Source organism: Streptomyces sp. NBC_01546 (assembly GCF_045208355.1).
Lineage (GTDB): Bacteria > Actinomycetota > Actinomycetes > Streptomycetales > Streptomycetaceae > Streptomyces.
Map to the genome: position 1 here is coordinate 3,561,201 of NZ_CP109379.1, position 12,483 is coordinate 3,573,683.

The 12,483-nt window shown below is 69.2% G+C and carries 10 protein-coding genes; 3 read left to right on the forward strand and 7 right to left on the reverse strand.

Annotated features, from left to right (window positions below; genetic code table 11):
- Nucleotides 1-54: 54 nt before the first annotated feature.
- The 3 genes from OHA89_RS16095 to rfbB are packed head-to-tail and all read right to left on the reverse strand — an operon-like array spanning nt 55 to nt 3,280.
- On the reverse strand, nt 55-1,389 hold the full coding sequence (locus tag OHA89_RS16095; protein WP_266608191.1) for a lipopolysaccharide biosynthesis protein: 1,335 nt from the start codon (nt 1,387-1,389) through the stop codon (nt 55-57).
- On the reverse strand, nt 1,386-2,255 hold the full coding sequence (rfbD, locus tag OHA89_RS16100; protein ID WP_406368509.1) for a dTDP-4-dehydrorhamnose reductase: 870 nt from the start codon (nt 2,253-2,255) through the stop codon (nt 1,386-1,388). Before rfbD ends, OHA89_RS16095 begins: the two co-directional genes overlap by 4 nt.
- A 47-nt stretch (nt 2,256-2,302) precedes the next feature.
- The gene (gene rfbB, locus OHA89_RS16105) at nt 2,303-3,280 is read right to left on the reverse strand and encodes a dTDP-glucose 4,6-dehydratase (RefSeq protein ID WP_257554812.1); all 978 of its coding nucleotides are present in this window, start codon (nt 3,278-3,280) and stop codon (nt 2,303-2,305) included.
- 81 nt (nt 3,281-3,361) lie between these two features.
- Between rfbB and rfbA the strand changes: the two genes are divergently transcribed.
- Nucleotides 3,362-4,237, forward strand: a complete 876-nt coding sequence (rfbA, locus tag OHA89_RS16110) for a glucose-1-phosphate thymidylyltransferase RfbA (RefSeq protein ID WP_215144007.1) — start codon at nt 3,362-3,364, stop codon at nt 4,235-4,237.
- Nucleotides 4,234-4,833, forward strand: a complete 600-nt coding sequence (rfbC, locus tag OHA89_RS16115; protein ID WP_215144009.1) for a dTDP-4-dehydrorhamnose 3,5-epimerase — start codon at nt 4,234-4,236, stop codon at nt 4,831-4,833. Before rfbA ends, rfbC begins: the two co-directional genes overlap by 4 nt.
- 227 nt (nt 4,834-5,060) lie before the next feature.
- Here rfbC and tuf read toward each other — a convergent pair whose 3' ends face one another.
- From tuf to rpsL, 4 genes are all read right to left on the reverse strand, one after another.
- Nucleotides 5,061-6,254 carry an elongation factor Tu gene (tuf, locus tag OHA89_RS16120; protein WP_215144011.1) on the reverse strand — a complete coding sequence of 398 codons (1,194 nt, stop codon included), beginning with the start codon at nt 6,252-6,254 and terminating at the stop codon, nt 5,061-5,063.
- 147 nt (nt 6,255-6,401) lie between these two features.
- The gene (fusA, locus tag OHA89_RS16125; RefSeq protein WP_266608196.1) at nt 6,402-8,534 is read right to left on the reverse strand and encodes an elongation factor G; all 2,133 of its coding nucleotides are present in this window, start codon (nt 8,532-8,534) and stop codon (nt 6,402-6,404) included.
- A 39-nt stretch (nt 8,535-8,573) separates the two neighbouring features.
- Nucleotides 8,574-9,044 carry a 30S ribosomal protein S7 gene (gene rpsG / locus OHA89_RS16130; RefSeq protein ID WP_215144016.1) on the reverse strand — a complete coding sequence of 157 codons (471 nt, stop codon included), beginning with the start codon at nt 9,042-9,044 and terminating at the stop codon, nt 8,574-8,576.
- 2 nt (nt 9,045-9,046) lie between these two features.
- Nucleotides 9,047-9,418 (reverse strand): 30S ribosomal protein S12, encoded by a 372-nt coding sequence (rpsL, locus tag OHA89_RS16135; RefSeq protein WP_007265893.1) that lies wholly within the window; start codon nt 9,416-9,418, stop codon nt 9,047-9,049.
- A gap of 499 nt (nt 9,419-9,917) precedes the next feature.
- Here rpsL and OHA89_RS16140 point away from each other — a divergent pair, with 499 nt between their 5' ends.
- On the forward strand, nt 9,918-12,419 hold the full coding sequence (locus OHA89_RS16140; protein WP_406366452.1) for a YfhO family protein: 2,502 nt from the start codon (nt 9,918-9,920) through the stop codon (nt 12,417-12,419).
- The last annotated feature ends 64 nt before the right edge of the window (nt 12,420-12,483 follow it).

Below are 12,483 nucleotides of genomic sequence, written 5' to 3' on the forward strand. Positions count from 1 at the left end.
AACGGGGCACAAACGAGTGCTCGGTGATCGGTGTGACGTCGTGGGCGGGCGTGGTCATTTGCCGACCGCGCCCACGCCCAGGCTGCCTGTGTCGGCCACCTGCCCGGGCTCTTCGGTGGCTACAGCAGCCGCTCCGGGGAAGCTCAGCCTCAGCGCAGCCAGCATAGCGAGCACGGTGGCGAGCGAGCCGAGAGCGTAGGCAACGATCACGCGCACGGCCACATCGCCCGGAATCAGGGTGATGCCCACCAGGACCGCGGTACCGAGGGCCCAGCAGAGCAGTTGCAGGTTGTGTCGCTTGAATACCATGAGCGCCTGTCCGAGGACCATCGCGAACATGTACGCCACGGTGCCCGCGGACATCAGGAAGAAGTCGAAGCGGTCGAGCACCGGCTCCTTGGCGTTGAAGAGCACCTCGATCAGCCAGGGGCCGAGCACGGTGGCGGGTACGCCGCCGAGCAGGCCGAGCGCGCCGACGACCGCTGCGATCCGGCGCAGCATCGCCCAGAACGCGGCCCGGTCGCCGGCCGTGAAGGCGGCGGTGAGGCCGCTGAGCAGCGAGGCCTGGAGCGAGCCGAAGACGAAGAGCGGCACCCGGGCCAGGACCAGCGCGCTGAGCAGGGCGCCGATCAGGGCGCTGTCGGTGGGGGCCAGCAGCTTGGTGCTCATCACCGCGGCGTTGACGACCAGCTGGGACAGCAGGGTCGCGCAGATGAGCAGGCCCAGTCCGCTGTACAGCTCCCGCCAGGCGATCGGTTCACCGGGGCCGACGGCGCGCAGCAGCGTCGGCAGGGTGACCAGCGTGGCGATGACGGGTGCGACGGCCAGGACCAGGCTGAAGGCGAGAGCGGAGTGCAGCCCGAACACGGCGCAGCCGGCCGCGAGCACGATCCGCAGGCCGCCGTCGACGGCGAGCTGGGTGCCGTACGCGCCGAACCGGCCGAGGCCGGCCAGCACGCCGCGGGTGAGGTAGCAGACGGCCATGCCGGCGAAGGCACCACCGAGCGCGGCCACCAGGGCGCGGTCGCCCTCGAACAGCAGGTCGGCGATCGGGCCCGCGCCGAGGCCCAGTACGAGCAGGGTCGCGCCGAGGATCGCCCCGGTCAGCAGGGTGGCCCGGCGCAGGACGGGAGCGGCGCCGTGGCCCAGGACCACCCGCGCGGAGACGATCCGGGTGAGCTCCTGCTCGATGGGGAAGAAGACGCCGATGCCGATGGACATCACGATCGTCCACAGCACGGAGACGTTCGCCAAGGCGTCCTTGGACAGGCTGTGGCCGGCCACGCCCAGGTGGACGTAGGAGGCCGCGCCGAGCACGACGGTGCCGCCGGCCACCGCGACGGTGCCCGGCGGCAGCGCCGCGGTCAGCTTGTTCAGCAGGGTTTTCATCCCGTACGGCCGTCCCGGGCCCGGGCGGCCAGTGCGGAGAAGACCGGGGTGCGGAGGGCCTCGGCGAGCTGCTCCCGCCAGTCGGGCAGCGGGGCCAGGCCGGCCTCGTCCCAGTGGTCGTGCGCGAGCACGCTGAAGGCGGGGCGGACGGCGGGGCGCACGAACGCCTCGGAGGTGGTGGGCCGGATCCGCTCGGGGTCGAGCCCGCTCAGCCGGTAGGTCTCGCGGGCCAGTCCCATCCAGGTGGTCCGGCCGCTCGCGGTGCCGTGGTAGATCCCGCCCATGGCCCAGCCCTTCAGCGCGGCCTGGCCGAGCTCGACCAGGTGGCGGGCCAGCGCGTAGGACCAGGTGGGCTGGCCGTGCTGGTCGTCGACCACGTCGAGGGTGTCCCGCTGGGCGGCCAGCTTCAGCATGGTGGCGACGAAGTTCGGCCCGTGCTCGCCGTACAGCCAGGCGGTGCGGACCACGTAGCCGTCCTGCGGCAGCAGTTCGGCCACGGCCTGCTCGCCGACCAGCTTGGAGCGCCCGTAGGCGTTGACCGGGCCGGTCTCGGCGTCCTCCGGGTACGGCTGCGAGGCGTCGCCGGGCAGCACGTAGTCGGTGGAGACGTGCAGCAGGCGCACGTGGGCGGCGGCGCAGGCCTCGGCGAGGACGCGTACGCCGGTGCCGTTGACGGCGGTGGCGGCTTCCTCGGCGGTCTCGGCGCCGTCCACGTCGGTCCAGGCGGCGCAGTTGACGACCACGGCGGCGCCCTCGACGGCGGCCCGGACGGCTGCCGGGTCGGTGATGTCGAGGTCGCCGCGGCGCAGGCCCACCGCTTCGATCCCGGCGCGCTTCAGGACGGCCAGGACGTCCTGGCCGAGCATCCCGGCGGCACCGGTGACGAGCCAGCGCGTGGGCACGGGGTAGGCGGTCACTTCTGCAGGGCCGCCTTCACCTTGAGGGGCTCCCACCAGGCACGGTTCTCGCGGTACCACTCGATGGTGGCCTTGATGCCGTCCTCGAAGGTGACCTGCGGGGCGTAGCCGAGCTCGGCGCCGATCTTGCTGATGTCGATGGAGTAGCGGAGGTCGTGGCCCTTGCGGTCCTCGACCCGCTCGACCATCTCCCAGCCGAGGCCCGCGGCCTCCAGCAGGACGCCGGTGAGCTCCTTGTTGGTGAGCTCGGTGCCGCCGCCGATGTTGTAGACCTCGCCGGCGCGGCCCTTGCGCATGGCCAGGTCGATGCCGCGGCAGTGGTCGGAGACGTGCAGCCAGTCGCGGACGTTGCCGCCGTTGCCGTACAGCGGGACCTTCTTGCCGTCCATCAGGTTGGAGACGAACAGCGGGATGACCTTCTCCGGGAACTGGTAGTGCCCGTAGTTGTTGGAGCAGCGGGTGACCACCACGTCCATGCCGTGGGTGCGGTGGTAGGCCAGCGCCAGCAGGTCGGACGACGCCTTCGAGGCGGAGTACGGGGAGTTCGGCACCAGCGGCCACTCCTCCGTCCAGGAGCCCTCGCTGATCGAGCCGTAGACCTCGTCCGTGGAGATGTGGACGAAGCGGCCGACGCCGTGCTTGCGGGCGGCGTCCAGCAGGACCTGGGTGCCCACCACGTTGGTCATCACGAAGGGGCCGGCTCCGGCGATGGAGCGGTCCACGTGGGACTCGGCGGCGAAGTGCACGACCACGTCGTGGCCGGCCATCACCTGGTCGACGGCCTCCGCGTCGCAGATGTCGCCCTTGACGAAGGTGTATCCGGGGTGATCCGCGACCGGCGCCAGATTCTCTTCGACTCCGGAATAGGTCAGCTTGTCGAAGACCGTGATCCGGGCCGAGGCATCTGCACCGAGCTGCTGGCGGACGAATTCTGAACCGATGAAGCCGGCGCCGCCGGTCACGAGGATGCGCATAATACGAAGAGTCTAGCCGCCCGCCGAACGTCACATTCCCTGGGCTCGGCTCTCCCACGCCCTCTCGCATAGGGTTCACCCATGCGTGGAATCCTCTTGGCCGGTGGTACCGGATCCCGACTCTGGCCGCTGACACGGGCAGTCTCGAAGCAGTTGCTGCCCGTCTTCGACAAGCCGATGATCTACTACCCCCTTTCCACCCTGGTGATGGCGGGTATCAACGAGATCCTGATCATCACCACTCCGGAAGACCGCGACCAGTTCGAGCGGCTGCTCGGCGACGGTTCGCAGTTCGGCCTGCGGCTGGAGTACGCCGTCCAGGAGCGTCCGGAGGGCATCGCCCAGGCCTTCGTCCTCGGCGCCGACTTCATCGGTGACGAGTCCGTCGCGCTCATCCTCGGCGACAACATCTTCCACGGCAGCGGCCTCGGCACGCGCCTGGCCCAGCACACCGACGCCAAGGGCGGCCGGGTGTTCGCGTACCCGGTGGCGGACCCGACGGCGTACGGCGTGGTGGAGTTCGACGAGAAGGGCCAGGCCATCTCCATCGAGGAGAAGCCGGTCCAGCCCAAGTCCCGCTACGCGGTGCCGGGCCTGTACTTCTACGACAACCAGGTCGTCGAGATCGCCCGCGGCCTGAAGCCCAGCGCCCGCGGCGAACTGGAGATCACCGCCGTCAACGACGCGTACCTCCAGGCCGGTGAGCTGAACGTCACCATCCTCGACCGCGGTACCGCGTGGCTGGACACCGGCACCTTCGTCTCGATGGTGCAGGCCTCCGAGTTCGTCCGGGTGATCGAGGAGCGTCAGGGCTTCAAGATCGGCTGCATCGAGGAGGCGGCCTGGCGGGCCGGCCTGATCGATTCCGCGCAGCTGCGCGCGCTCGCGGAGCCCCTCACCAAGAGCGGTTACGGCACCTACCTGCTGGCCCTGCTCGACGAGGAGGCCGCCCGATGAAGTTCCGCGAACTCTCCATCGAGGGCGTCTTCGAGGTCACCCCGCAGCTGCACGGCGACCCGCGCGGCCTCTTCACCGAGTGGTACCGCTTCGACCGGCTGGCCGAGGTGGTCGGCCACCCGCTGAACCTGGCGCAGGCGAACCTCTCGGTCTCCTCCACGGGCGTGGTCCGCGGCATCCACTTCGCCGACGTACCGCGCGGCCAGGCCAAGTACGTGACCTGCGTGCGCGGCGCCGTGCTCGACGTCATCGTCGACCTCCGGGTCGGCTCCCCCACCTTCGGGAAGTGGGAAGGCGTCCGCCTGGACGACGTGGACCGCCGCGCGGTCTACATCCCCGAGGGCCTCGGCCACGGGTTCTGCGCGCTGAGCGACGACGCGACGCTCTCGTACCTCTGCTCGGAGACGTACAACCCGACCGGCGAGCACTCGGTTCACCCCCTCGACGCCGACCTCGGCATCGAGTGGCCGGCCGACGTCCCGCTGCTGTCCGCCCGCGACGAGGCCGCCCCGTCGCTGGCCGACGCGATCGCGTCCGGGCTGCTGCCCGACTACGCCGCCTGCAAGGAGTTCACCGAGTCGCTCCGCGTGAGCTGACCGGCCTCCGCCCGTACGGAAGAAGAGGGCCGCACCCCTGTCGGGGGTGCGGCCCTCTTCGCGTACCACCGGAGCTCGTACCACCGGAGCTCTTACGACCGGAGCTCGTACCGCCGGAGCGGAACGCCCAACGCCGAAGGGCCCCGCCCCACCGCCGAAGCGGTGGGCCGGGGCCCTTCAGTGCAACTTGGTGCTCGAAGAACGAGCTACCAGGTCAGAGCACGGAACTAGGCCGTGATCTTGGTGACCTGGCCGGCGCCCACGGTACGACCACCCTCACGGATGGCGAACTTCAGGCCCTCCTCCATGGCGACCGGCTGGATCAGCGCGACCGTCATCTCGGTGTTGTCGCCCGGCATGACCATCTCCGTGCCGGCCGGCAGGGTGACGACACCCGTGACGTCCGTGGTACGGAAGTAGAACTGCGGACGGTAGTTGTTGAAGAAGGGGGTGTGACGGCCACCCTCGTCCTTCGACAGGATGTACGCCTGGGCCTCGAACTCCTTGTGGGGAGTGACCGAACCCGGCTTGATGATGACCTGGCCGCGCTCGACGTCCTCGCGCTTGATGCCACGGAGGAGCAGACCGACGTTCTCGCCGGCCTGGCCCTCGTCGAGCAGCTTGCGGAACATCTCGATACCGGTGACCGTGGTGGTGGTCTTCTCTTCCTTGATACCGATGATGTCGACGGTCTCGTTGACCTTCAGGACACCACGCTCGATACGGCCGGTGACGACCGTACCGCGACCGGTGATCGTGAAGACGTCCTCGACGGGCATGAGGAACGGCTTCTCGGTGTCACGCGGCGGGGTCGGGATGGCCTCGTCGACGGCGGACATGAGGCCGAGAAGCTTCTCGCCCCACTCCTTGTCGCCCTCGAGGGCCTTCAGCGCGGAGACGCGGACGACCGGCAGGTCGTCGCCCGGGAAGTCGTACTCGGAGAGCAGCTCACGGACCTCGAGCTCGACGAGCTCCAGGATCTCCTCGTCGTCCACCATGTCGGCCTTGTTCAGGGCGACGACGATGTAGGGGACGCCGACCTGGCGGGCCAGGAGCACGTGCTCCTTGGTCTGCGGCATCGGGCCGTCGGTGGCGGCGACCACGAGGATCGCGCCGTCCATCTGCGCGGCACCGGTGATCATGTTCTTGATGTAGTCAGCGTGACCCGGGCAGTCGACGTGGGCGTAGTGACGCGCCTCGGTCTGGTACTCGACGTGCGCGATGGAGATGGTGATACCGCGCTGGCGCTCCTCAGGAGCCTTGTCGATCTGGTCGAAGGCCGAGGCCTCGTTCAGGTCCGGGTACGCGTCGTGCAGCACCTTGGTAATGGCGGCCGTGAGGGTCGTCTTACCGTGGTCAATGTGACCGATGGTGCCGATGTTGACGTGCGGCTTAGTCCGCTCGAACTTCGCCTTCGCCACGGGGTCCTCCTGGAGAGTGGTTCTGTACGCCTTACTCATCGGCGCCAGGTGATCTTTGCTGGAAAGCCGGTCCTCCGGGGCAAAGGAAGGTTATTCCTGTTGCCCCAGAGGCTCCGGTGACAAGCCTAAAGCGTGTACTCGGAAGAGTTACTCGCCCTTGGCCTTCGCGATGATCTCCTCAGCGACGTTCCGGGGAACCTCGGCGTAGGAGTCGAACTGCATCGAGTAGCTGGCGCGACCCGAGGTCTTGCTGCGGAGGTCTCCGACGTAGCCGAACATCTCCGAAAGCGGCACGAGGCCTTTCACGAGACGAGCGCCGTGACGCTCCTCCATGGCCTGGATCTGGCCACGGCGGGAGTTGATGTCGCCGATCACGTCACCCATGGACTCCTCGGGCGTGGTGACCTCAACGGACATCATCGGCTCGAGCAGTACGGGCGAAGCCTTGCGCGCGGCCTCCTTGAAGGCCTGCGAACCGGCGATCTTGAAGGCGAGCTCGGAGGAGTCGACCTCGTGGTAGCCACCGTCGAGAAGAATGACGCGGACGCCGGTCATCTCGTAGCCGGCCAGGATGCCGAACTGCATGGCTTCCTGCGCACCGGCGTCGACCGAGGGGATGTACTCCCTCGGGATGCGGCCACCGGTGACCTTGTTCACGAACTCGTACGCCGGGCCGTCCGACTCGGTGATCGGCTCGATCGCGATCTGCACCTTGGCGAACTGACCGGTACCACCGGTCTGCTTCTTGTGGGTGTAGTCGTGACGCTCGACGGTCTTGCGGATCGTCTCGCGGTACGCGACCTGCGGCTTGCCGACGTTGGCCTCGACCTTGAACTCGCGCTTCATACGGTCGACCAGCACCTCGAGGTGCAGCTCGCCCATACCGCCGAGGATGGTCTGGCCGGTCTCCTCGTCCGAGTGAACGTGGAAGGAGGGGTCCTCCTCCGCGAGACTCTGGATGGCGACACCCAGCTTCTCCTGGTCACCCTTGGACTTGGGCTCGATGGCGACCTGGATGACCGGAGCCGGGAAGTCCATGGACTCCAGGATCACGGGCTGCTTGTCGTCACACAGCGTCTCACCGGTGGTGGTCTGCTTCAGGCCCATGACGGCGACGATGTCACCGGCGCCCACCGCGGCGATCTCTTCACGCTTGTTGGCGTGCATGCGGTAGATCTTGCCGATGCGCTCCTTCTTGCCCTTGACGGAGTTCAGCACCGCAGTGCCGGCCTCCAGGCGGCCCGAGTAAACCCGGACGAAGGTGAGCTTCCCGAGGTGCGGGTCGCGCATGATCTTGAACGCCAGAGCCGCGAGGGGCTCCTCGTCGGAAGGCTTGCGCTTCACGACAACCTCGGCGTCGCGGACGTCGTGGCCCTCGATGGCCTCGATGTCCAGCGGCGACGGCAGGTAGCGGACGACGGCGTCGAGCAGGGGCTGAACGCCCTTGTTCTTGAACGCCGTGCCACAGAACACCGCGGTGATCGTGGGCTCGCCCTTGCCCTTGCCGGAGCCGAGGATGATGCGACGGACGGCGGCGTGCAGCTGCTCCACGGACGGCTCGTCGCCGTTCAGGAAGAGCTCCATGATCTCGTCGTCGTTCTCGGCGACGGTCTCGACCAGCTTGCCGCGCCACTCTTCAGCAGCCTCGGTGTGCGTGGCCGGGATGTCGACGATGTCGTACATCTCGCCCTTGGTCGCCTCGGCGGACCAGACGAGCGCCTTCATGGTGACCAGGTCGACAACGCCCTGGAAGTCCATCTCGGCACCGATGGGGAGCTGCATGACGATCGGAACCGCACCGAGGCGGTCCTTGATCATGTCGACGCAGCGGTGGAACTCGGCGCCGGTGCGGTCCAGCTTGTTGACGAAGCAGATACGCGGCACGCCGTAGCGGTCCGCCTGACGCCAAACGGTCTCGGACTGCGGCTCCACACCGGCGACACCGTCGAACACGGTGACGGCACCGTCGAGGACGCGGAGCGAACGCTCCACCTCGACGGTGAAGTCCACGTGACCCGGGGTGTCGATGATGTTGATGGTGTGGTCGACGTCCTCGAGCGGCCAGTGACAGGTCGTCGCGGCGGACGTGATCGTGATGCCGCGCTCCTGCTCCTGCTCCATCCAGTCCATCGTGGCAGCGCCGTCGTGGACTTCACCGATCTTGTAAGACACACCGGTGTAGAACAGGATGCGCTCGGTGGTGGTCGTCTTGCCCGCGTCGATGTGAGCCATGATGCCGATGTTGCGCACCTTGGCCAGGTCAAGCGAAGTGGTAGCCATCTCGGCTCAGTCTTCTCTCGGTCTCGATGTGGGTTGGGACTACCAGCGGTAGTGCGCGAAGGCCTTGTTGGACTCGGCCATCTTGTGCGTGTCCTCACGCTTCTTGACGGCAGCGCCAAGACCGTTCGAGGCGTCGAGCAGCTCGTTCATGAGGCGCTCGGTCATGGTCTTCTCGCGGCGGGCGCGGGAGTAACCCACGACCCAGCGCAGCGCGAGGGTGGAGGCGCGACCAGGCTTGACCTCGATCGGCACCTGGTAGGTGGCGCCACCGACACGGCGGGACTTGACCTCGAGCGACGGCTTGACGTTCTCCAGCGCGCGCTTCAGCGTGATGACCGGGTCAGCGCCGGTCTTCTCGCGGAGGCCTTCCATGGCGCCGTAAACGATGCGCTCGGCGGTGGAGCGCTTGCCGTTCAGGAGGAGCTTGTTGATGAGCGACGTCACCAGAGGAGATGCGTAGACCGGGTCGATGATGACCGGGCGCTTCGGGGCGGGGCCCTTACGAGGCATTCTTACTTCTCCTTCTTGGCGCCGTAGCGGCTGCGGGCCTGCTTGCGGTTCTTGACAGCCTGGGTGTCAAGCGCACCGCGGATGATCTTGTAACGAACACCCGGCAGGTCCTTCACACGGCCACCACGCACGAGCACGATCGAGTGCTCCTGCAGGTTGTGTCCCTCACCCGGAATGTAGGCGGTGACCTCGATGCCAGAGGTCAGACGCACACGCGCGACCTTACGCAGCGCCGAGTTCGGCTTCTTCGGGGTGGTCGTGAACACACGCGTGCAGACGCCGCGACGCTGGGGCGAAGCCTCAAGCGCGGGGGTCTTTGTCTTCTCGACCTTGTCCTGCCGGCCCTTACGGACCAGCTGCTGGATCGTAGGCACTACTTCTCCGGTTTCTGTGTGCCGTTAGTGAAGCTAACCTGGAACATTTGCCGACCCACGCGGTCGGGTGTGTCGGATCCGGCGGACCTCCGCGCAAGCACGGAAACGCATGGATCGCGGTGGCCGATACGGGCTCTCCTGCGGTTGATGGACACGCACGGGAGCCCAGGCACACCCCAGGCACAAGGTCTGAGCGTACCTACCGCATCCACTCCGGTCAAAACAAAAGCCCCGGCGCGGGCGCCCGTAGATCGTAACGACCCGTGCGCCGCATGGGCGACACCCCCGTGCGGCCCCACCGACTCGCGGATGTGGTCGGGGCGTGGTAGGGACGGCCAGGTCAGCGCCCGTGCGCCGGCCGGTCCGCCCACCGGTCCCCCACCGTACGAGCGTATGCGCGAGCCCCGGCCCGGGACCCGGCGGGCGGCCCGGCACCGGCCCGGCGAATAAACTGCCGAGCGATTCAGCCCAAACGGCACGACCATCAGGGAGCGGGACATTGGGGACGGTCACCTCGGAGCCGACGACGGCGGACACCCCGCCCCCCGACGGCGGCCACGACCTCTCCTCGCCCCGCCGCCGAGGCCGAGGCCGTCCGCGCCTCGCGCGTCTGTACGGGCCCCTGCTCGCCTTCCTCGTCACCTCGGGCGCCTTCTGCGCGGCCTGGGTGGCCCGCGGCACCTTCCCCTTCGGCAACACCGGCCGGGCCATCAACGACCAGGCCAACCAGTACGTGCCCTTCCACCGCGCGCTGTGGGACCTGGTGCACGGGCAGGCCGCCGGTGACCTGCTCTTCACCTGGCGCGGCGGCTTCGGACAGCAGTTCCTGTCCGACTACCACACGTACCTCGGCAACCCCTTCTCGTGGCTGGTCGTCCTGGTCCCGCGAGCTCACGTCGACCTCGCCGTCTTCGCGATCACCCCGATCACGATGGGCACCGCCGCCGCCCTGATGACGGTGTACCTCGGCAAGCTGCAGCCCGGCCCCTGGTGGCAGCGCGGCGTGCTCGGCGCCTGTTACGGCCTGTGCGGCTGGGCCCTCAGCGACGCCTCGTACATCCCCATGTGGCTGTGGGGCCTGGTCGCCCTCCCGATGCTCGGCATCGCCGTGGAGTGGTGCCTGGAGGGGCGCCGCTGGCCGGGCGCGGCCCTGCTCGTCGCGCTCGCCTGGTACGGGAACTTCTACACCGCGATGATGGCCACGATGGCGGCCTGCGTACTGCTCGCCATCCGCCTGATCACCCGCGACACGACGGACGGGGTCCGGGGGAAGCTGCGCGCGCTGTGGCGGGCCGCGACAGCCGCCGCGACCGGGATACTGCTCACCCTCCCCCTGCTCCTGCCGTCCTTCCTGTCGAGCGGCTCGGCGCAGCCCACCCAGGCCGCCGCCTTCGACCCGGTCCGGATCGAGATCTTCCTCGCGGGCATGCTCCCGGCCACCCACCTGTGGGGCGGCCGCCCGCGCCTCTACGTCGCCTCGCTCGGTCTGATCCTGGCCGGGACCTTCCTCTTCAACACCGCCATCGCGAAGAAGACCCGCCTGGTGTGGGCGGCCGCGACCCTGCTCGTCGTCGTCTCGTTCCAGTTCCCGCCCACGCAGTACGCGTGGCACGGGCTCGCGGTGCCGAACGGCAACCCGTACCGCGAGGCGTTCGTCTTCAGCGGGATGGTGGTCATCGTGGCCTGGCTGGCGCTGGCCCACCGGCCGCGCCCGCTGCACCTGGCCCTGGTCGCGGCGCTGCTGGTGGCGGCCACCTTCGCGCTCCGGCACACGGACGACTTCGGCGGCTGGACCTGGCCGGCCGTGCTCGGCGGCGGGGCCGTCTCCCTGCTGGCCCTGGTCCTGCTCGCGCTGGGCGAGAAGCGGCGCGCGCTCCTTCCCGTGGCGGCCGTCCTGATGGTCGGTGTCGTCTTCGCCGAGTCCACGGTGGCCGCGGCCGGCGCGGACGCCCGCCGGGCCCGCGAGCGCTGGGCGAAGCCGACGGCGACCACCAGCAAGTCGATCAACGAGCACTTCGACGCCGTCCGGGGCGTGGAGGGCTGGCCCGCGTACCGGACCGACTCCGGCGCGCCGCAGACCTCGTACAACGACGCTCTCGCGCTCCGGTCGGAGGGCCCGCAGTACTACAGCAGCTACCTCCCGGAGGCGACGTACCGGGCGCTGGAGCCCCTCGGGTACGGCTTCAAGAACGACGGCCGGACCTTCTTCGGCGCCGACAACCCGGCGCTCGACGCGATCTTCTCGATCGGCGCGCGGGTCCGCCCCGGGACCGCCCCGGGCACCTGGACGGGCTCAAAGTTCCCGGCGCCGCCGCTGGTCACCGTGCGCAGCGGCCCGTACACCTCGCCCAACCCGGCGGGCAGCGTCTACGCCCGCCAGGAGAACGTCCTGGGCGCCACCGTCTACGAGGTCCCGCCGGTCACGCGCGGGGGCGGCGCCGACGAGCAGACCTACGCCGCCACGTGCAGGCCCGGCTCCGAGGCCTACTGGTACTCCCCCGCCCTGTACGGAACCCTCCTGGCCGGGGGTACCGAGCGGCCGCTGGAGGACCAGATGACCGGGGTGGTCCCGCTGGGCCGGGTGCCCGCCTCGGGCCGGGTCGACGTCACCGTGAAGACCCGTACCGAGGGCGCGACCGCCGGGGAGCACCCGCTCGGCTGCCTGGACCGCGCCGCACTCGACCAGACGATCGCCCACCTGAAGGCCACCGGCGCCACCCGGGTCAAGGCCGGCGGCCACACCATCGAGGCCACCCTCCCCCAGGGCGCCACCGGCACCGCGGTCTTCGCGATGACGGACGTTCCCGGCTGGCAGTGCTCCGCCCCGGTGCGCGACTTCCACGGCCTGGTCTCGCTGCCGCTCTCCCCCGGCACGGACAAGGTCTCCTGCACCTTCACGCCCAAGGGGTTCACCCCGGGTCTGGCCGCCGCCACCCTGGCCCTGCTGGCCCTGGCCTCGGTCACGGTGACCGGCCTGCGCCGCCGCAGAGCGGGCTCGTAACGGCACTGTCCGTGACCGTCCGGCATCAATCCCGTGGTTCCGGATCTACGCGCGGCCCCCGGTC

Bases quoted from the DNA above. Each gene is read 5' to 3' on its own strand.
- OHA89_RS16095 (WP_266608191.1), bottom strand. From the start codon at position 1,389: ATGAAAACCCTGCTGAACAAGCTGACCGCGGCGCTGCCGCCGGGCACC.
- rfbD (WP_406368509.1), bottom strand. From the start codon at position 2,255: ATGCTCGGCCAGGACGTCCTGGCCGTCCTGAAGCGCGCCGGGATCGAA.
- rfbB (WP_257554812.1), bottom strand. From the start codon at position 3,280: ATGCGCATCCTCGTGACCGGCGGCGCCGGCTTCATCGGTTCAGAATTC.
- rfbA (WP_215144007.1), top strand. From the start codon at position 3,362: ATGCGTGGAATCCTCTTGGCCGGTGGTACCGGATCCCGACTCTGGCCG.
- rfbC (WP_215144009.1), top strand. From the start codon at position 4,234: ATGAAGTTCCGCGAACTCTCCATCGAGGGCGTCTTCGAGGTCACCCCG.
- fusA (WP_266608196.1), bottom strand. From the start codon at position 8,534: ATGGCTACCACTTCGCTTGACCTGGCCAAGGTGCGCAACATCGGCATC.
- rpsG (WP_215144016.1), bottom strand. From the start codon at position 9,044: ATGCCTCGTAAGGGCCCCGCCCCGAAGCGCCCGGTCATCATCGACCCG.